Source organism: Afipia sp. GW823-FHT06G09 (genome assembly GCF_058794875.1).
This window is the reverse complement of sequence record NZ_JBXAHF010000002.1, coordinates 553,856-573,802: the sequence shown is the minus strand read 5'-3', so window position 1 is coordinate 573,802 and position 19,947 is coordinate 553,856. Positions and strand designations below refer to the sequence as shown.

At 62.8% G+C, this 19,947-nt stretch carries 17 protein-coding genes; 4 read left to right on the top strand and 13 right to left on the bottom strand.

Annotated elements, in window-relative coordinates:
- Positions 1-77 precede the first annotated feature (77 nt).
- The gene (gene fabB, locus AC1Q67_RS10300; protein WP_492234202.1) at positions 78-1,301 is read left to right on the top strand and encodes a beta-ketoacyl-ACP synthase I; all 1,224 of its coding nucleotides are present in this window, start codon (positions 78-80) and stop codon (positions 1,299-1,301) included.
- Between the two features lie 71 nt (positions 1,302-1,372).
- Positions 1,373-2,545: an enoyl-ACP reductase FabV gene (gene fabV / locus AC1Q67_RS10295; RefSeq protein ID WP_492234203.1), complete on the top strand. Its 1,173-nt coding sequence runs from the start codon at positions 1,373-1,375 to the stop codon at positions 2,543-2,545.
- Between the two features lie 22 nt (positions 2,546-2,567).
- On the opposite strand, the gene AC1Q67_RS10290 is transcribed toward fabV, so the two are convergent.
- The 11 genes from AC1Q67_RS10290 to rimP all read right to left on the bottom strand — a co-directional run bounded on the left by AC1Q67_RS10290 (position 2,568) and on the right by rimP (position 16,966).
- The gene (locus AC1Q67_RS10290) at positions 2,568-3,164 is read right to left on the bottom strand and encodes a glutathione S-transferase family protein (protein WP_024575656.1); all 597 of its coding nucleotides are present in this window, start codon (positions 3,162-3,164) and stop codon (positions 2,568-2,570) included.
- A 130-nt stretch (positions 3,165-3,294) separates the two neighbouring features.
- The gene (katG, locus tag AC1Q67_RS10285; RefSeq protein WP_492234204.1) at positions 3,295-5,502 is read right to left on the bottom strand and encodes a catalase/peroxidase HPI; all 2,208 of its coding nucleotides are present in this window, start codon (positions 5,500-5,502) and stop codon (positions 3,295-3,297) included.
- 331 nt (positions 5,503-5,833) lie between these two features.
- Complete coding sequence (locus tag AC1Q67_RS10280) at positions 5,834-6,589, bottom strand: superoxide dismutase (protein WP_492234205.1); 756 nt, start codon at positions 6,587-6,589, stop codon at positions 5,834-5,836.
- Between the two features lie 160 nt (positions 6,590-6,749).
- A complete protein-coding gene (gene pnp, locus AC1Q67_RS10275; protein WP_492234206.1) occupies positions 6,750-8,894 on the bottom strand; it encodes a polyribonucleotide nucleotidyltransferase in 2,145 nt (714 codons plus the stop codon).
- Between the two features lie 298 nt (positions 8,895-9,192).
- Positions 9,193-9,462, bottom strand: coding sequence for a 30S ribosomal protein S15 (gene rpsO, locus AC1Q67_RS10270; RefSeq protein ID WP_024575660.1), 270 nt, complete (start codon positions 9,460-9,462; stop codon positions 9,193-9,195).
- A gap of 2 nt (positions 9,463-9,464) precedes the next feature.
- The gene (gene truB / locus AC1Q67_RS10265; RefSeq protein WP_492234207.1) at positions 9,465-10,565 is read right to left on the bottom strand and encodes a tRNA pseudouridine(55) synthase TruB; all 1,101 of its coding nucleotides are present in this window, start codon (positions 10,563-10,565) and stop codon (positions 9,465-9,467) included.
- Positions 10,565-10,987 carry a 30S ribosome-binding factor RbfA gene (gene rbfA, locus AC1Q67_RS10260; RefSeq protein WP_024575662.1) on the bottom strand — a complete coding sequence of 141 codons (423 nt, stop codon included), beginning with the start codon at positions 10,985-10,987 and terminating at the stop codon, positions 10,565-10,567. Before rbfA ends, truB begins: the two co-directional genes overlap by 1 nt.
- A 169-nt stretch (positions 10,988-11,156) precedes the next feature.
- Positions 11,157-13,757, bottom strand: coding sequence for a translation initiation factor IF-2 (gene infB, locus AC1Q67_RS10255; RefSeq protein WP_492234208.1), 2,601 nt, complete (start codon positions 13,755-13,757; stop codon positions 11,157-11,159).
- 53 nt (positions 13,758-13,810) lie between these two features.
- A complete protein-coding gene (locus AC1Q67_RS10250; RefSeq protein WP_492234209.1) occupies positions 13,811-14,494 on the bottom strand; it encodes an RNA-binding protein in 684 nt (227 codons plus the stop codon).
- Between the two features lie 72 nt (positions 14,495-14,566).
- Positions 14,567-16,171 carry a transcription termination factor NusA gene (gene nusA, locus AC1Q67_RS10245; protein WP_492234210.1) on the bottom strand — a complete coding sequence of 535 codons (1,605 nt, stop codon included), beginning with the start codon at positions 16,169-16,171 and terminating at the stop codon, positions 14,567-14,569.
- 3 nt (positions 16,172-16,174) lie between these two features.
- Positions 16,175-16,966, bottom strand: coding sequence for a ribosome maturation factor RimP (gene rimP / locus AC1Q67_RS10240; RefSeq protein ID WP_492234211.1), 792 nt, complete (start codon positions 16,964-16,966; stop codon positions 16,175-16,177).
- Positions 16,967-17,377: 411 nt separating this feature from the next.
- Here rimP and AC1Q67_RS10235 point away from each other — a divergent pair, with 411 nt between their 5' ends.
- The gene (locus AC1Q67_RS10235; RefSeq protein WP_024575667.1) at positions 17,378-18,469 is read left to right on the top strand and encodes a DUF2336 domain-containing protein; all 1,092 of its coding nucleotides are present in this window, start codon (positions 17,378-17,380) and stop codon (positions 18,467-18,469) included.
- Here AC1Q67_RS10235 and AC1Q67_RS10230 read toward each other — a convergent pair.
- Both AC1Q67_RS10230 and AC1Q67_RS10225 read right to left on the bottom strand, forming a co-directional pair.
- Positions 18,466-19,194 carry a tRNA (guanine(46)-N(7))-methyltransferase TrmB gene (locus AC1Q67_RS10230; RefSeq protein WP_492234212.1) on the bottom strand — a complete coding sequence of 243 codons (729 nt, stop codon included), beginning with the start codon at positions 19,192-19,194 and terminating at the stop codon, positions 18,466-18,468. The genes AC1Q67_RS10235 and AC1Q67_RS10230 overlap by 4 nt on opposite strands.
- Positions 19,195-19,306: 112 nt before the next feature.
- Positions 19,307-19,723: a helix-turn-helix domain-containing protein gene (locus tag AC1Q67_RS10225; RefSeq protein WP_024575669.1), complete on the bottom strand. Its 417-nt coding sequence runs from the start codon at positions 19,721-19,723 to the stop codon at positions 19,307-19,309.
- On the opposite strand from AC1Q67_RS10225, the gene AC1Q67_RS10220 reads away from it, so the two are divergent.
- The gene (locus AC1Q67_RS10220) at positions 19,713-19,838 is read left to right on the top strand and encodes a hypothetical protein (protein ID WP_275450905.1); all 126 of its coding nucleotides are present in this window, start codon (positions 19,713-19,715) and stop codon (positions 19,836-19,838) included. The genes AC1Q67_RS10225 and AC1Q67_RS10220 overlap by 11 nt on opposite strands.
- Positions 19,839-19,947 lie beyond the last annotated feature (109 nt).

Below are 19,947 nucleotides of genomic sequence, written 5' to 3'. Positions count from 1 at the left end.
GGAATTGCCGGTTATAGAACCGGCGCGGGCAATAGAAGGCGCAAGTTTCAAGGCGCAGCAACTAAAGGCGAGGAATCATGAGGCGAGTTGTGGTCACGGGGATGGGCATTGTCTCTTCCATCGGAAACAACACTCAGGAAGTGCTTGCGAGCCTCTACGAAGCCAAGCCAGGCATCACCCATTCGGAAGACTATGCCAAGCTCGGCTTCCGGTCGCAGGTGTTCGGCAAGCCGACGCTGAACCCAGCGGATGTTGTCGATCGCCGTGCGATGCGTTTTCTCGGCGAGGGCGCTGCGTGGAATCACGTCGCCATGGAGCAGGCGATCCGCGACTCAGGCCTGGAAGAAACCGACATCGTCAATCCGCGCACCGGCATCATCATGGGCTCGGGCGGACCGTCCGCGCGCGCCATCGTCGATGCCGCCGACATCACCCGCACCAAGGGACCGAAGCGTGTCGGTCCGTTCGCGGTGCCGAAAGCGATGTCGTCGACCGCGTCCGCGACATTGGCCACCTGGTTCAAGATCAAGGGCGTCAACTATTCGATCTCGTCGGCCTGCGCCACGTCCAACCATTGCATCGGCAATGCCTATGAGACGATCCAGGTCGGCAAGCAGGACATCATCTTCGCCGGCGGCTGCGAGGATCTCGACTGGACCATGTCCGTGCTGTTCGATGCGATGGGCGCGATGTCGTCAAAATACAACGACACGCCGGCCACCGCATCGCGCGCCTATGACGTCAGCCGCGATGGCTTCGTCATCGCGGGCGGCGCGGGCGTCCTCGTGCTTGAGGAGCTTGAACATGCCAAGGCGCGGGGCGCGCGGATTTACGGCGAGATCGTCGGCTACGGCGCGACCTCGGACGGCTACGACATGGTTGCGCCATCGGGCGAGGGCGCCGAACGCTGCATGAAAATGGCGATGTCGACCGTGAACGTCCCGATCGATTACATCAATCCGCATGCGACTTCGACGCCGGCCGGCGACCCGCCGGAAATCAATGCAATCCGCGCGGTGTTCGGCACCGGCGACAAGTGCCCGCCGATCGCGGCAACCAAATCGCTGACCGGCCATTCGCTGGGCGCGACCGGCGTACAGGAGGCGATCTACTCGCTCCTGATGATGAACAACGGTTTCATCTGTGAGAGCGCCAACATCACCGAACTCGACCCGGCGTTCGCCGACATGCCGATCGTGCGCAAGCGCATCGACAACGCCAAGATCGGCGCGGTGCTGTCGAACTCGTTCGGCTTTGGCGGCACCAATGCGACGCTCGTGTTCAAGCGGCTGGATGCGTAATATCATTTTGCCTCTCCGCGCGTGATGGAGAGGCCGGCAGAACAATTGCAACGATTTGAAATGGGGTGGGCATGATTATCGAACCGCGCGTGCGAGGCTTCATCTGCACGACGGCACATCCCGAAGGTTGCGCCAGAAATGTTCGCGAGCAAATCGACTACGTTCTCAAGCAGGGCGCACTTGCTCAGAGTCCCAAGCGCGTTGCCGTGCTGGGCTGCTCGACGGGTTACGGCCTTGCGAGCCGCATCGTCGCGACCTTCGCCGGCGGCGCGGACACCATCGGCGTGTCGCTGGAGCGGGAGCCTACGGCGACCAGGACGGGCAGCGCCGGGTGGTACAACAATCGTGCGTTTGAAATCGAAGCTAAAAGAATTGGCCGAGATCCTGTCACGCTGGAAGGCGATGCCTTCTCCAACGAATTGAAGGATGCCTTCATCGCGCACGTGCGCGAAAAATTCGGACAGCTCGACCTCCTGGTCTACAGCATGGCGGCGCCGGTGCGGACCGATCCCGACACCGGCATCACGTATCGCTCGGCGATCAAGCCGCTCGGCGCCCCTGTCGAGATCAAGACCCTCAACACGGAAAGCGGCGAGGTTTACGAGACCGTCATTGCGCCTGCCACGGAAGATGAGGCGACGGCGACGGTCGCGGTGATGGGCGGCGATGACTGGAAGCGCTGGATCGACCGGCTCGCGGATGCAGGCGTTCTGGCGCCCGGCTTCCGCACGCTCAATTACACCTATATCGGCAGCGAACTGACCTGGCCGATCTACTGGAAGGGCACACTGGGCCGCGCCAAGGTCGATCTCGACCGCAAGGCGGACGACATCCGCAGCCGGCTCGGGCGCGACGCAGCGCGCGTGGTGGCGCTGAAGGCCGTGGTCACACAGGCAAGTTCGGCCATTCCGGTGGTGCCGCTTTATGGGACGGTGCTGTTCAAGGTCATGAAGCAGCTCGGACTTCATGAAGGATGTATCGAACAGATCGATCGCCTGTTCCGGACCAGCCTCGGCCCCGATGCCAAGGTCGATGACGCGCTGCGTCTTCGGCTCGACGACTGGGAGCTCTCGGACGATGTTCAGAAAGAGGTGCTGCGCCGCTGGCCGCTGCTGACCACCGAAACCCTCGGCGAACTGGCGGACCTGCCGGAATACAAGAGTCAGTTCCTGCGCCTGTTCGGGTTTGGCCTCGACGGCGTTGACTATGCCAAGGACGTCGATCCGCGCGTTGTGCCCGGCTAGTCGGTCTGAAGTCTTCTGGACCTCACCCCGCGGCAAGTTCCTGCGCACGCTGGAACGCGGGACGTTCGGCGCAGCGATCGAGATAGCGATCAAACGCCGGACGCGCCGGCACCATCTTGAACGAACGCACGGCGAAGTTCAGGCCCGAGCCGATGGCGATATCGGCGGCGGAGAAATTCTCGCCGAGAATCCACGGACCTTCCTCCAGCGCAGCTTCCAGCACGTCGAATACGCGCTGCGCATCGCCCCATCCGGCGGCGACCGGATTCAATTCCATCTTGGTGGCGATCTGGGCGATGGCGGGTTCGATGCAGCCCGGCGCGAAAAACAGCCAATACAGATATTTCGCGCGATGCGAGTCGCCGAGGTCCGGCGCGAGCTTCGCCTGCGGATAACGTTCGGCGACATACGCGCAGATCGCAGCGGCTTCCGCCAGCGTCGCATCGCCATCCGCAAGAGCCGGAACCTTGCCCATCGGATTGACGGCAAGAAACTCGAGCGTGCGCTGCGAGCCCTTGTGAATGTCGATCAGAACACGCTCATACGGAACGCCGGTCTCCTCCATCAGCCACAGCGTGGTGAACGACCGCGTGCGCGGTGACCAGTAGAGTTTCATCATGGTCATGCCTCCCGGAGGAATATTTTTCCCCTTTGTGCGGGGATTCGAGGCATGGCGCAAGCGGGCGAGATCAAAGGAAAACCCCGCGACATTGTCGCGGGGTTTTTTGTTTTCGCAATGCGGCCTTTGCTTATTCCGCAGCCTGCAGAGCGGGCTTCGATGCAAGATCGAAGCGGTCGGCGTTCATCACCTTGGTCCACGCCTTCACGAAGTCCTTGACGAACTTCTCCTTCGCATCCGTGCTGGCATAGACCTCGACCAGCGCACGCAACACCGAGTTTGAGCCGAACACGAGATCGACGCGGGTGCCGGTCCACTTGACGTCGCCGGTCTTGCGGTCGCGTCCTTCGAACAGGCTCTGATCGTCGGAGATCGACTTCCACTGGGTGCTCATGTCGAGCAGGTTGGCGAAGAAGTCGTTGGTCAGGGCACCCGGCTTGTCGGTGAGGACGCCGTGCTTGACGCCGCCCGTGTTGATGTTGATGGCGCGCAGGCCGCCGATCAGCACGGTCATTTCCGGCGCGGTCAGTGTCAGCAACTGCGCCTTGTCGATCAGGGCAACTTCACCGAGAGCGGCTCCCGCCTTGTGGTAGTTGCGGAAGCCGTCCGCGAGAGGCTCCATGACGGAGAATGCATGAACATCCGTCTGGTCCTGCGTGGCGTCGGTACGGCCGGGCGTGAACGGCACCGCCACGCTGTGACCGGCCGCCTTCGCCGCCTGTTCGACACCGACATTGCCGGCGAGCACGATCAGGTCCGCAAGCGAGACCTGCTTGCCGCCGTAGTTCGCGACGTTGAACTCCTTCTGGACCGCTTCGAGAGCGGCGATGACCTTGGCAAGCTGCACCGGGTCATTGACCTCCCAGTCCTTCTGCGGGCTGAGGCGAACGCGCGCGCCGTTGGCGCCGCCACGCTTGTCTCCGCCGCGGAAGGTCGAGGCCGAAGCCCACGCCGTGCCGACCAGTTCGGACACCGAGAGGCCAGAAGCTGCGATCTTGCTCTTCAGCGCCGCGACATCGGCGTCGTCGATCAACGGGTGGTTCACGGCCGGCACCGGGTCCTGCCAGACCAGCACTTCCTTCGGCACTTCGGGGCCGAGATAGCGCGAGCGCGGGCCAAGGTCCCGATGAGTCAGCTTGAACCATGCGCGCGCGAAGGCTTCCGCGAAGGCTTGGGGATTTTCCAGGAAGCGGCGCGAGATCTTTTCGTAGATCGGATCGACGCGCAGCGACAGGTCGGTGGTCAGCATGGTCGGCTTGCGCTTCTTCGACGGATCGTGCGCGTCCGGGATGACGGCTTCGGCGTCCTTGGCTTCCCACTGGATTGCGCCGCCGGGGCTGCGGGTCTGCACCCATTCGTACTTGAACAGGTTTTCGAAGAAGAAGTTGCTCCACTGGGCCGGCGTCTGGGTCCAGGTGACTTCGATGCCGCTGCCGACAGCGTCCGCGCCGAAGCCGGTGCCGAAGTTGCTGGTCCAGCCGAGGCCCTGCTCTTCGAGGCCCGCGGCTTCCGGATTCGGTCCCTTGTGGGATTCGGGTGCAGCGCCGTGAGTCTTGCCGAAGGTGTGGCCGCCGGCGATCAGCGCAACGGTTTCCTCGTCGTTCATGGCCATGCGGGCAAAGGTCTCGCGGATGAACGCAGCGGCCGACAGCGGATCGCCGTTGGCGCCCGGACCTTCCGGATTGACGTAGATCAGGCCCATTTCAGTGGCGCCGAGCGGCGCCGGAAACTTGTCGAGAGTCCGGTGCTTCAGCCACTCGGTTTCAGCGCCCCAGTTCACGTCGAGATCCGGCTCCCAGACATCCTCGCGACCTGCGGCAAAACCGAAGGTGCGGAAACCCATGGTCTCAAGTGCGACGTTGCCGGTGAGAATCAGCAGATCCGCCCATGAAATCTTCTGGCCGTACTTCTGCTTGATCGGCCACAGCAGGCGGCGCGACTTGTCGATGTTGACGTTATCGGGCCACGAGTTGAGCGGGGCGAAGCGCTGCTGGCCACGGCCACCGCCGCCACGGCCATCGGCCAGCCGGTAGGTGCCGGCTGCGTGCCACGACATGCGGACGAACTGCGGGCCATAGTGGCCGAAGTCGGCGGGCCACCAGCTCTGCGAGTCGGTCATCAGCTTGCGCAGGTCGTTCTTGAGCGCCTCGTAGTCGAGCTTGCCGAACTCTTCGCGATAGCTGAAGGCCTGTCCCAGCGGATCGGACTTTGACGAATGCTGGTTCAGGAGATCGACGCGCAACTGATTGGGCCACCAGGCACTGCTCTGGGTGCCACCGCCTGCGCCATGGTTGACCGGGCACTTGCCCAGGCCTTTGTCGTCAGTCTTTGCGTCCATGTTCTTCTCCGATCGTTCTTTGATTTTTCGTTCGCCGGTGTGATCCGATGTGCCGCCCAGGACCCGATTGCTCTCAGGTCTCTGAAATGCGCTCGCTGTTGCTGGGGCGTTTCGCCATGGGCGACGGTACAATCAGAACCGTTCCGGCAGGACATTGGAAGAATTCCAGCATCAGGTCCAGTCGGTTTTTCTTTCCCCTCAGATAAGTAATTCTGATCGATAGCGCCTGCAGGATACGAGGTGCCGCAACCTACGGTCTTTCCATGATGGGCGCATGAATCGAAAAAGGGCGGCTAAAAAGCCGCCCTTTTGTCTTTTCCCGATACAGACGTCAGATGGTCAGCGTTCCGGCCTTCGCCGCCGCATAGCGCTCGGAAACCTTCGCCCAGTTCACCGTGTTCCACCACGCCTTGAGATAATCGGGGCGGCGGTTCTGGTAGTTCAGATAATAGGCGTGCTCCCAGACGTCGTTGCCCATCAGCACGCGCTTGCCGTCCATGATGGGCGAGTCCTGATTGGGACGCGTCTCGATGGCGAGCTTGCCGTCCTTGGTAACGGTGACGAACACCCATCCCGAGCCGAACTGGCGTCCACCGGCCGCATTGAAATCGGTCTGGAATTTTTCGAGACCGCCGAGGTCCTTGTCGATCGCGGCGAGCACCTCGCCCTCCGGCTTGCCGCCGTTCGGGCCCATGATGCTCCAGAACATGGTGTGGTTGGCGTGGCCGCCGAGGTTGTTGCGCACGGTGAACTTGATCGAGTCATCCAGCGCGTTGAGGTTGCCGAGGATGTTCTCGATCGGCATCGTCCCGAGTTGCGGATTGATCTTGGCGACGTTGTTCATGTTGGCGACGTAGGCTGCATGGTGCCTGTCGTGGTGGATTTCCATCGTCTTGGCATCGATATGCGGCTCGAGCGCGTTGGCAGCGTAAGTCAGTGGCGGCAGCGTGAAGGGGCCGGTGGCGGGCGCGGCGGCTGGAGCAGCGGGAGCCGGCGCAGCCTGTGCGAACACGAAACGCGGCGCGGCGGCTGAGACCGCGACCCCGGCGGCAGCGGTGACGAGATGGCGTCGGGATATCGATGTCATGGTGGTCTCCCTGATGTGGCAGCGTGATGCGATCCGGTGCGAATGCAGCCGAGCCATGACAGGGCTACGCTGCGGGCACAAAACGAGTTTCGCATGAGGCAAACAAAAAGGGGCGGCAAAATGCCGCCCCTTCGGGTCGTCACACGAGGTTGTGAGACAATTACTCGGCGGCGGAAACGCCCTCGGCCTTCTGCTTGGCCTCGAGGTCTTCGCCGGTTTCCTGATCGACCACCTTCATCGACAGGCGCACCTTGCCGCGATCGTCCAGCCCGAGCAGCTTGACCTTGACCTTGTCGCCTTCCTTGACGACGTCGGAGGTCTTCTGCACGCGGTTGGCGGCGAGCTGGCTGATGTGAACCAGACCGTCCTTCGGTCCGAAGAAGTTCACGAACGCGCCGAACTCCATCACCTTGACCACGGTGCCGTCGTAGATCTGGCCGACTTCCGGATCGGACGCGATCGACTTGATCCACTTGATCGCCGCGCGGATCGATTCGCCGTTGGCGGATGCGACCTTCACGGTGCCGTCGTCCTCGATGTTGACCTTGGCGCCGGTCTTTTCGACGATCTCGCGGATCACCTTGCCGCCGGTGCCGATCACTTCGCGGATCTTGTCGGTCGGGATCTGCAGCACCTCGATGCGCGGCGCATGTTCGCCGAGCTCGGCGCGGGCGTTGGTGAGCGCCTTGGCCATTTCGCCGAGGATGTGGATACGGCCGTCCTTCGCCTGCGCGAGGGCCTGCTTCATGATCGCTTCGGTGATGCCGGCGATCTTGATGTCCATCTGCAGCGAGGTGATGCCGTTTTCAGTGCCGGCCACCTTGAAGTCCATGTCGCCGAGATGATCCTCGTCGCCGAGAATGTCGGACAGCACGGCAAAACGGTCGCCCTCGAGAATGAGGCCCATCGCGATACCCGCGGTCGGCCGCTTCAGGGGAACGCCTGCGTCCATCAGCGCCAGCGAAGCGCCGCAGACCGAGGCCATCGAGGATGAGCCGTTCGACTCGGTGATCTCCGAGACGACGCGCAGCGTGTACGGGAATTCATGGTGAGCCGGGAGCACCGGATGGATCGCGCGCCAGGCGAGCTTGCCGTGGCCGATTTCGCGGCGCTTGGTGCCGCCGAGACGGCCGGTCTCGCCGACCGAGTAGGGAGGGAAGTTGTAATGGAGCAGGAAGCGCTCCTTGTACGTTCCCGACAGCGAGTCGATGTACTGCTCGTCTTCGCCGGTGCCGAGCGTGGTGACAACCATCGCCTGGGTTTCACCGCGGGTGAACAGCGCCGAGCCGTGAGCGCGGGGCAGCACGCCGACTTCGGCGACGATCGGACGAACCGTCTTCACGTCGCGGCCGTCGATGCGCTTGCCGGTGTCGAGGATGTTGTTGCGAACGACGTCCGCTTCCAGCTCCTTGAACACGCCGGCGACGCGCAGCTTGTCGTACTTCGGCTCCTGGCCTTCCGGGAAGAAGTGGTCCATGACCTTCTTCTTCACTTCGCCGACGGCCGCGTAACGATCCTGCTTGACCGCGATGGCATAGGCCTTGCGCAGTTCGGCCTCGCCGACGCTGCGCATGTCCTTCTCGATGGCGCTGTTGTCCACGGAGGAAACCTCGCGCGGCTCCTTCGCGGCTTTCTCGGCCAGTTCGATAATCGCCTTGATCACCGGCTGGAAATGCCGATGACCGAACATCACGGCGCCGAGCATGACCTCTTCGTTCAGTTCCTTGGCTTCCGATTCCACCATCAGAACGGCGTCGGCAGTGCCGGCGACGACCAGATCGAGATTGGTGTCGGTCATTTCGTCGAGGGTCGGGTTGAGAACGTATTCGTCGTTGATGAAGCCGACGCGGGCTGCGCCGATCGGGCCCTGGAACGGTGCGCCGGAGAGGGTCAGCGCAGCGGAGGAAGCCACCAGCGCGAGAATGTCCGGATCGTTTTCCATGTCGTGCGACAGAACCGTCACGATGACCTGGGTTTCGTTGCGCCAGCCGTCAACGAACAGCGGACGGATCGGACGGTCGATCAGGCGGGAAACCAGCGTTTCCTTTTCGGTGGGCCGGCCTTCGCGCTTGAAGTAGCCGCCGGGAATGCGGCCGGCCGCGTAGGTCTTTTCCTGATAGTCCACAGTGAGCGGCAGGAAGTCGACGCCTTCACGCGGCGCCTTGGCGGCGACGACGGTGGCAAGCACGATGGTCTCGCCATAGGTGGCGACAACGGCGCCGTCGGCCTGACGCGCGATCTTGCCGGTTTCGAGTTTGAGTGGACGTCCACCCCAGTCGATCTCGACTGAATGAGCATTAAACATTGTCTTCGTCTTTCATGGGTTCACGAAAGAACGGACGCCTGAAACACAAAAACCATGCGCAAGATTGCGGGACGCTGATTGCGCGAATGCGCGTCAGCGTCCGGCGATCCTGCCATGGTCTTTGAATTTCGAATGGCGTCCATCCTTTCGATGGTACGGGCATGTCACCCGTTATCGCCCAGCCGCCGGATTGCTGCTGGACACGCCGCGTGGACATTTCAGAGGTCCACGCGTTGGAAATGCGTGGCGTATTCCCACGCCACACAAAAACGCGCGCAAACCTGCGCGCGTGTATTTCTTAGCGGCGAATGTTGTGCTTCTCGAGCAGCGCCTTGTAACGCGCCTCGTCCTTCTTCTTGACGTAGTCCAGAAGGGAACGGCGCGTGGAGACGAGCTTCAAAAGGCCGCGGCGGGAATGGTTGTCCTTGCCGTGGGTCTTGAAATGCTCGGTGAGGTTGGCGATGCGTTCCGACAGGATCGCGACCTGGACCTCAGGCGAACCGGTATCACCGGCCTTGGTTGCATTCGTCTTGATGACTTCCGCTTTGCGTTCTGCGGCAATCGACATCGTCAAACACCTTCTTTGCGGCCGGGATGAGCTGTCAGCCCGGTCAGGTTGAACACACGCTTGGGGATGAGTTCGCCATTGCCAATCTCGGCGAGGGCCAGAAGCCTTCCTCCGACGGTGGCATAGACTGTGCCGTTTGAAATTGGCGCATCCCGTCCGCGCAACAAAACCGCCTGGCCCCGGTGGAGCCTTGCGGCATCCGCCCGTGTGACGGCCAGTGCCGGGATGTCGTCCAGCGCGGTCTCAACGGGCAAAAGCGCGTCGGCGAGGCTGCCCTCGCCAGACGCGGCTCTATCGCACAAAGCCTCCAGATCTGCCAGCGGAATCATGTCCTCTTCGGTAAAAGGCCCGCAAATCGTGCGCCGGAGCGCGCAAATATGGCCAAAACACCCCAGAATCCGGCCCATATCGCGGGCCAGCGCCCGGACATAGGTCCCTTTGCCGCATTCGGCCTCGAACACCGAGCGGTCGCCATCTAGTTGTTCGACAAGGATTAACTCGTGAATCTCGATCGGCCGGGGCTGCAGGGGAACCACCTCGCCATCGCGGGCCATGTCATAGGCCCGTTCGCCCTGGATCTTGATCGCCGAATACTGCGGCGGGATCTGCTCGATGGTCCCGGTGAACTGCGGCAGCAAGGCCCGGATCGCCTCGACGGAAGGCCGGGCCGGGCTGGTCTGGGTGGCGCGGCCCTCGGTGTCGTCGGTGTCACGCTCCTCGCCCCACTGGACCGTGAAGCGGTAGCGCTTGCGGCCGTCCATCACGAACGGAACGGTCTTGGTGGCTTCGCCGAGCGCAATCGGCAGTCCGCCGGAGGCGAGCGGATCGAGGGTGCCGGCGTGGCCCGCGCGCTTGGCATTGAACAGGCGCTTGAGCACGGCGACGGCGTGGGTCGATGTCATGCCGATCGGCTTGTCGAGAATCACCCATCCATGAACGTCGCGGCGGTCGCGCTTCTGCTGGCCGCCCTGCTGACGTTGCTTTCCGCCTTGCTGGCGCGGATCGTTATGCCGCGTGCGGGCATCAGAAAATTTATTTTCGGCAGGCGCGTTCGAATCGGCGGTTTGCTGTTCGATCACGCGGTCTGGGGTCGTCACATTCATCAGTCTTGGTCCGAATCTGTCTTGAGGTCTTTTTGAACCGCGGGTGTTCTCAGTAATTTCTCGATCCGTTCTGCTTCGTCGAATCGTTCGTCAACGCGGAAGCGAAGATCAGGCGCAAATTTTAGGTTAACGCGATGCGCGACTTCGCCGCGGAGAAACTTCTTGTTGCGGTCGAGCGCTGCGATCACGTCCTCGATGCCGCGTCCGCCGAGCGGCATCACATAGATCGTTGCCAGCTTGAGATCGGGGGACATCCGCACTTCGGGCACGGTGATGATGTGACCCTCGAGCGCAGGATCGTGCACGCTCCCCTGTGAAAGGAGATCGGAGATGGCGTGGCGCACAAGCTCGCCGACTCGCAACTGCCGCTGCGATGCGCCGGACGATGAGCCTTGTGACTTGCCGCGTTGTTGGCGGGGCATGAAACAGTCCTGAAAAATTCAGACGACATGGCCGGGCCTGGCCCGCCATGGACATCCTTGCTGTGAACTTAATGAAGACGTGGATGCCCGCGAGATCCCCGGTCACGCCGGGGACAGGCTCGCGGGCATGACGTCCCGTCTTAATTCAACGCGCCCTGAAGACTTGGACTTACAGGGAGCGCTGAATGGTCTCTATGCGATAGCACTCGATAACGTCGCCGACACGCATATCCTGGTAGTTCTCGAAGGCCATGCCGCATTCCTGGCCGGACTGGACTTCCTTCACTTCGTCCTTGAAGCGCTTCAGTGTCGACAGCTTGCCCTCGTGCACGACGACGTTGTCGCGGATCAGGCGCACATTGGCGCCGCGTTCCACGCTGCCGTCAGTGACGCGGCAACCTGCGATCTTGCCGACCTTCGAGATGTTGAACACTTCGAGGATCTGCGCATTGCCGAGCATGGTTTCGCGCAAGGTCGGCGCCAGCAGGCCGGACATCGCCTTTTTCACGTCATCCACGAGATCGTAGATGATGTTGTAGTAGCGGATTTCGATGCCGTTGCGCTTGGCGAGAGCGGCCGCTTCCTTGTTGGCGCGGACGCTGAAGCCGATGATCGCAGCGTTGAAACCCTCCGCCAGCGTCACGTCGGATTCCGAGATGCCGCCGACACCCGCATGGAGGATGCGCGCAGCAACTTCGTCGGTGCCGAGCTTCTCGAGAGAGCCGAGAATGGCTTCCAGCGAGCCCTGCACGTCAGCCTTGATGACCAGCGGGAAGTCCTTGCGGCCCGTGGTCTTGAGCTGCGACATCATCTGCTCGAGCGAACCGCGCATGCCGGCGCTGCTGGCCGCTGATTTCTCGCGCTTCTGGTGTGCACGATAATCGGTGACCTGACGGGCGCGGGCTTCGTTCTCGACGACAGCAAGGCGGTCGCCGGCTTCCGGCGGACCATTGAAGCCGAGAACCTCAACCGGAACCGACGGGCCTGCTTCCTGTACGGTCTCGCCCTGATCGTTGATCAGTGCGCGGACGCGGCCCATTTCGGCACCGGCCACGATAATGTCGCCGACCCGCAGGGTGCCGCGCTGAACCAGCACGGTCGCCACCGGACCGCGGCCGCGATCGAGCTTGGCTTCGATCACGGTGCCTTCGGCCGGACGATCCGGATTGGTCTTCAGGTCGAGCAGTTCGGCCTGCAGCGCGATCATTTCGAGCAGTTTGTCGAGATTGGTCTTGTTCTTGGCGGACACTTCGACGTCGACGACGTCGCCGCCGAAGGATTCGACCTGCACTTCATACTGTAGCAGTTCGGTGCGCACGCGCTCGGCCTTGGCGTCCGGCTTGTCGATCTTGTTGATCGCAACGATCATCGGAACCTTCGCCGCCTTGGCGTGGTTGATCGCCTCGATTGTCTGCGGCATGACGCCGTCGTCGGCGGCCACGACAAGGATCACGATGTCGGTGACCTTGGCGCCGCGCGCGCGCATCGCGGTGAACGCGGCGTGGCCGGGGGTGTCGATGAAGGTGATCTTCTTGCCGCTTTCCGGCGAAGTCACCTGATAGGCGCCGATGTGCTGGGTGATGCCGCCGGCTTCACCGCTGACCACATTGGCGTGGCGCAGGGCGTCGAGCAGCGAGGTCTTGCCGTGATCGACGTGGCCCATGACGGTCACGACCGGCGGACGCGGTGTGGTGTCCGAGGCATGATCTTCTGCGACGTCGAACAGGCCTTCTTCCACGTCCGACGCGGCGACGCGCTTGACGGTGTGGCCCATTTCCTCGGCGATCAGCTGCGCGGTGTCGGCGTCGATCACGTCGGTGATCTTGTGCATCGCGCCCTGCTTCATCAGCAGGCGGATGATATCGACGGCACGCTCGGCCATGCGGTTGGCGAGTTCCTGAATCGTGATGGCTTCGGGAATCGTGACTTCGCGGATCAGCTTTTCCTTCGGCTCGTTGGATGCATGGCCCTTGAGGCGCTGGGTGCGGCGGCGGAACGAGGCGATCGAACGCTCGCGCACATCGTCGGCGTTCAGCGCAGTCGCAATGGTCAGACGGCCGCGCTGCTTCGCAGGACCGGGCTTCGCGGCAGGCTTCGCCGCGACGACCGGACGTGCCGGTCCGCCGCCGGGACGGCGCACCATGCGCGGTGCTTCATCATCGTCTGAGCCGTCGGCGGCCACGGGCGCCGGACGGGCCGGAGCGGCCGGGGCCTTCGCTGCGGCAGCGGCGGCCTTTGCGGCAGCTTCGGTGCGCTTGTTGGCTTCACGCTCGGCGCGGGCCTTGGCTTCTTCCTCGGCGCGATGGCGTTCTTCCTCAGCCTTCTTGCGGGCTTCGGCTGCTTCACGCTCCTGCTGTTCCTTGAATTCCTTGGTGTTGCGGCGTGCAGCCTCGGCTTCCGCCGCGCGGCGCTCTTCTTCTTCGCGAACACGCGCATCGGCCAGCGCGGTTGCGCGTGCGCTCTGCTCGTCTTCGGTCAGGGTGCGCAGCACGACGCCGGAGGGGCGTGAAGCCGGACGCGGCGCGGGCGCCTGCGTGCGCGGCGCAGGTGCAGCAACAGGTGCCGGAGCAGGCGCGGCGGGCGCAGCTTCAGGCGCCGGCGCGGGATCGCCGGCGAGGCGGCGCTTGGTTTTCTTCTCGACCACCACCTGCTTGGTGCGGCCGTGACTGAAACTCTGGCGCACGACGCCGGTCTCTGTGCGCGGTTTCAGCGACAGAGTTTTAGAACCGACGCTCAGCGTCTTATCGCCAGGATTTTTCGTATCAGCCATTCAACAGTCCCAATCTCGTTCGTTGCTCGCATGCCGTATCAGACGGCCATGCCCTAGTTATTCTGATCAATCCCGCCATCGTGACCGCCACCCGTCCCCCGAAATCGGGAGAGCGTCTGGCAACGTGCGAGGAAGGTCTTGCTTGCCGGGCCCGCGAGCAGGGCAGCATGTACCACATTTGCCCGCCCGAGTGCCAAATCCAATTCATCGGTGGTCAGGACGCCGATAACGGGGAAATCCGCTGATTTCGCACCGTTTTCCCGCATTACGGCGGCAAGTCTGGCATTCAGCTTGCGGATTCCGTCCGGAGCGCCGTCCGTGGCGTGGATCAGGGCTACCGCCTGCCGCCCCTCGATGGCGCCTTCAACCTTGGAAAAACCCGACACCACCTGGCCGGCCTTCGCGGCCATGGCGAGGGCTTCGGAGGCCCCCCGGACCATCATGCGGTCGACGTCGTCGGCCAGGGTCTTCGACACCTGGACGTTGCGCTTGAAGCTGCGTGCAAACACGTTGCGCTTCGCGGCTTCCGTCACGGCGGCATGCGACAGCGAAACCCATAGCCCGCGTCCCGGCAGCTTGCGCTTCAGGTCGGGAACGGTTTCGCCGGTCGGGGAGAGGACGAAGCGGATCAGGTCATCGATCGGCGCGACTTGCCGCGTGACCGCGCACATCCGCTCGGTCCCGGATTTTGTCCGGGGTCCGTTGTCGAGATCTGCGTGATCAGCGATGGCAAGCATGCGCGGGTCATTTCCTTCAACTCTTGCGGAACATGATGTTGTCCGTACCTCGCTTCATCGGCTTCGTTCTGCTTACGCCGGGTTTTCTTCGGAAGCCGCGGCTTCCTCGGACTGCTTGGCGAGATCGGCTTCGGTGATCCAGCCGGCGACAACGCGCGCCTGCATGATCAGGGCTTCGGCGTCTTCGCGCGAAATCTCGTTGGCGTCGAGAATGCCTGCGTGCTTGGTGGTCTCGCCGTCCTTGCGCTCCACCCAGCCGACCAGATCGTCGGTGGCGCAGCCGGCCAGATCCTCGACGGTCTTGATGTCATTCTCGCCGAATTTCACAAGCATCTTGGCGGTTACGCCCGGCACAGTCGTCAAAGCGTCTTCCACGCCCAGTTCCTTTCGCTTCGCTTCGAGTTCTGCCTCGAGCTGTTCAAGATATTCGCGGGCACGGCTTTGCAGCTCGTTGGCGGTTTCCTCGTCGAAGCCCTCGATGCTGGTGAGTTCCCGTGGGTCCACCAGCGCCAGATCCTCGACCGAACCGAACCCTTCGGACGCCAGCAACTGGCCGACGACTTCGTCGACATTGAGGGCTTCCATGAAGACGCGGGTCGAATTCTCGAAGTCGGCCTGACGGCGCTCCGATTCTTCCTGTTCGGTCAGAATGTCGATGTCCCAGCCGGTGAGCTGCGAGGCAAGACGCACGTTCTGCCCGCGGCGGCCGATCGCAAGAGATAGCTGGGTATCGGGCACCACGACTTCAATGCGCTCGCGGTCTTCATCGATCACGACTTTCGCGACTTCGGCAGGCGCCAGCGCGTTGACCACGAAGGTGGCGATATCCGGCGACCACGGAATGATGTCGATCTTTTCGCCCTGCAGTTCGTTCACCACGGCCTGCACGCGCGAGCCGCGCATGCCGACGCAGGCGCCGACCGGATCGACCGAGGAATCCCGCGAGATCACGCCGATCTTCGCGCGCGAGCCCGGATCGCGGGCCACCGCCTTGATCTCGACGATGCCGTCATAGATTTCGGGAACTTCCTGCGCGAACAGCTTCGCCATGAACTGCGGATGGGTGCGCGACAGGAAAATCTGCGGCCCGCGGGTTTCGCGGCGCACATCGAAGATATAGGAGCGGACGCGGTCGCCGTTGCGGAACACTTCGCGCGGCAGCATTTCGTCGCGCCGCACGATGGCTTCGCCGCGGCCGAGATCGACGATCACGCTGCCGTATTCGACGCGCTTGACGACGCCGTTGACGATCTCGCCGATGCGATCCTTGAATTCCTGATATTGCCGGTCACGCTCGGCCTCGCGCACCTTCTGCACGATCACCTGCTTGGCGCTCTGTGCGGCGATGCGGCCGTATTCCAGCGGCGGCAGCGTGTCGGCGATGGTGTCGCCGATCTGGGCGCCGGGGTTGGCGCGCTGCGCGTCCTTCAGCGAAATCTGGTTCGAGGAATTCTCGACCTGCTCGACAACGAGCATGTGGCGCGACAGCCGCAATTCGCCCTTCTTGGCGTCGATCTCGGCATGCACGTCGGTCTCGGAGCCGTAGCGGGCGCGGGCCGCCTTGGCGATGGCGTCCTCCATTGCGGCGATCACGATCGAGCGGTCGATCGACTTTTCGCGTGCGACGGCGTCGGCGATCTGCAGCAATTCGAGTTTATTGGCGCTGACAGCGGCCATGGCTCAGTCTCCTTCGTGGTGGTCCGGTTTGCCTGCGCGCTTTTTCGCTTCGGCGGCGAGGCGGTGAGCTTTCGTATTCTTCGGAGGCGCTTTGGCCGAAGCTTTCGGCTTCGGCTTGTTGCTTTTGGTCAGGTCGCGCTTTTCACGCGCGCGGCGGGCATGTTCCGGGGGCTGCGGCAGTGCGCCGGATTGCTCGAGCTGCTCGCGCTCGACGTCGCGGCCGCGGCGCATCGATTCCGCGATCAGGGCGTTTGTCAGAACGAGATTTGCTCCGGCAATATCCTCGATCGGAAGCAGCACGTCCTGTTCCTGCGCGCCCTTGTGATCCGGCTTGGCGTCTTCGCGCACGATGCGGACAGCGTTGCCTTCGAGGCCCTGGATCAAGCCACGGAAACGTTTGCGTCCATCATGCGGATTGGCCATCTCTATTTTGACGAGATGGCCGATGTAACGCTCGAAGTCGGAACGCCGCACCAGCGGCCGGTCGATGCCGGGAGACGAAATCTCAAGGCGGTAGGCGCGCTGGATCGGATCGGCGATATCCATCACCGGCGACAGCGCCTTCGAGATCGCTTCGCAATCCTCGATCTGCATGGTGCCGTCAGGCCGCTCCGCCATGATCTGGACGGTGCATCCGGCTTCGCCCGAAACCTTGATCCGGACCAGCCGGTAGCCCATGCCCTGCAGGACCGGCGCCGCGACAGTCGCCACGCGCGCGCCGACGCCCGGCTCGACCACGAGGCGCGGTTCGGCAAGCAGTTCGGCGTCAATGGCAACGTCGGCAGGATCGCTCATGTCCAGGGTCAAAAGTGCTCTTATGGTTATCGGTCCGCCGCTGCATGCGGCACGGGCCATCAAGTAATAAAAAAGAGCGGGTCCCGGGGGGCCCACTCTCCTACGTGTGCGTATGAGAATTTATCAGTTGCCGCGGATATAGACGTTTTTGGCCTGTGCGGCAAGGGCTTCCCGCGCGAGCGGACCGCTTGCGGAACCCGTTTTAAGGCCGCCAGGGTGCCGATTTGCCGAACGGGCGTAGGGTCTTGGGTCAAACTCCCGGCATCCGGACGCCAGCGCGGCCGCATTTCAGGCATCTGTCCTCAAAGTGACCTTTCCGGCTAACCGTTCATTCATCTGGCGTGACCTACAGTCCCGAACGCTTCGAGGCCTGCGGTAAAACCGCGGTGCCAGCGGCGACCAGAGACGCTTATGGCAGCTGCCCTTTCCCTGATTCCCGAACTCGATGACATCGTCAAGAACGGCACCGCTGAAAGGCGGGCGGCGGCGATCGAGCGGATTTCCGATCTTTTTCTTCAGGGCGCCGCGCACTTCGAGACCCGGCATGTCGCGCTGTTCGACGACATTCTGGTCGGGCTTGTGCCGGCAACCGAAATCGAGACACGCGTGGAACTGGCGGAGCGGCTGTCCAAGCTGGACAACGCCCCGCCGACGCTGGTCAAGCAACTGGCGCACGAAAACGAAATCAAGATTGCCGGTCCGATCCTGAGCCGGTCGCCGCTGCTTGACGATCCGACACTCATCGAAATCGCGCGCGCCAAGGGTCAGGAACACCTGGCGGCGATCTCAGGGCGCCCGGCACTGTCTCCGTCCGTGACCGATGTGATCGTCCGCCGCGGCGACCGCGATGTGGTGCGCCATGTCGCGGCCAATACCGGTGCGGAATTTTCCGAGTACGGCTATTCGGGGCTGGTCAAGCGCGCCATCGACGACGGCATGCTGGCGCTCACCGTCGGCCAGCGCGAGGATCTCCCCGCAGCGTCGTTGAAGCAGCTGTTGGCAAAGTCCGTCGATCTTGTCCGCCGCCGGATGTTCGATACGGCGAAGCCGAAGCAGAAGGCGGCGATCAATCAGGCGATGATCGAGATTTCCGGCGCGCCGAAGACGCAGCCACAGGTGCGCGATTTCGAGCCGGCCCAGCGCGCCATCCTGGCGCTGCATCAGGCGGGAGAACTCAACGAGGCAGCCTTGCTTGGTTTCGCCAAGCCGCACAAGTACGAGGAATCGATCGCGGCGCTCGCAGCGCTGACAGGCATGCGGCTGTCGGTGGTGCACCAGTTGATGCTCGGCGATCGCTACGATCCCATTCTGCTGCTCGGAAAATCGATCGGGCTGGAATGGGCGACGGTGAGGGCCCTGGTGGTGCTGCGGCTGGGACCGGGACGCGTGCCTGCCGGCCCGGACATCGAAGAAGCCCGCATCAACTATGAGCGTTTGTCGCCCGCGACGGCGCTGCGGGTGCTGACGTTCTGGCGCCTGCGCGACAAGGGTTTGCCGGCCTAAGAACGCGTATGCCGGAAGATGAGATAGGCGGCCTTGCGTCCTTCGCGGTCAGCCTTTCTGCCATAACGCGTCATGGTGTAGTTCGGCCATGGCAGCCGCCAGTCGTCGGCGCGCTCCGCTGTCCAGATGAAATCCGCAGAGCGCTGCATGTGCATCAAGGTCCATGCACAGTAATCGTCGATGTCGCAGACAAAGCGAAATTCGCCGTTCTGTTTGAGGATGCGCGACATCCCGGCGATGGTGGCGTCCTGAACGAAGCGCCGCTTCCAGTGCCGCCGCTTCGGCCACGGATCGGGATGAATGAGGTCGATGCGTGCAAAGCTCGACGGCTGCGCCCACGCGAGCAATTCGGCGGCGTCGCCCGCGAACAGACGGATGTTGGCGATGTTGTGCGCTTCGATCTGCGCGAGAATTTTCGCCATGCCGTTGACGTAAGGCTCGCAGCCGATGAATCCGGTTCGCGGAAATGCGAGTGCTTCTGCGATCAGGTGTTCACCACCGCCGAATCCGATCTCAAGGCGCATCTCGTCGACGGGCGCCTGGAACAGCGCGCCCGGATCGGAGGCGTCCGCGCGATCGAGGTCGAGCGCGAGATGCGGCAGCAGATTTTCGATCAGGTCGGCCTGATGATTGCGGAGCTTGTGTCCCTTGCGCCTGCCGAAAAACGAGCCCTGCCCGTGCTCGGCATTCTGCCGGTGTGAAGAAGTTGGGTCGTTCGCGGTCATCGTAATTACCGGCTGGGGCGATCCATCGCTCACGCGGAACGATCTGGGTGAAATCGATCATGGGCACGTCCGGCGATCCTGCCAGATCCGCACGCCCGTCGGTGCGTTCAGGTTATGAAGGGTCGGACTGTTCGCGCGCCGCCATCTGCTCGACGAGTTCCACAATGCTGCGGCGGAGCTTGGCATCCGTAATCCGTGTAAAGGCCCGCGTCAGCGCGAGTCCTTCGGAGGTCGCGAGAAAATCTGAAACATAGGCGGGGGACTGCGCCTCGCTCAATCCCGCCAGCGCGTTCGGACCGGCCGGGCCGCCTTCGAACAGAAACGAGACGGGAACCTGAAGAATGTCCGAGATCTGCTGCAGCCGGCTTGCACCGATGCGGTTGGTGCCCTTCTCGTATTTCTGCACCTGCTGAAATGTCAGGCCGAGCGCTTCGCCGAGTTTTTCCTGGCTCATGCCAAGCATGATCCGGCGCATGCGCACGCGGCTGCCAACATATTTGTCAACAGGATTGGGCGCCTTGGTCGTCATCTACAAGCTCCGCGTCATCGGCAAAAAATGGAAAACGATGGTGAACCTGTTGGCGATGACCAGTCCGGAATACGCTTCTTGCGCCAGCATCGTCAAATCCTTGTCGCGTCCGTGATGAAGAATTTAGGTTAAACCCTGTGACCGCATTGAGGCCGATTGAACCCTCGAATAGCGATGGACGGTCTGGACACATGTCCAGAATACCGCGCGTCAGAAGAGTTACG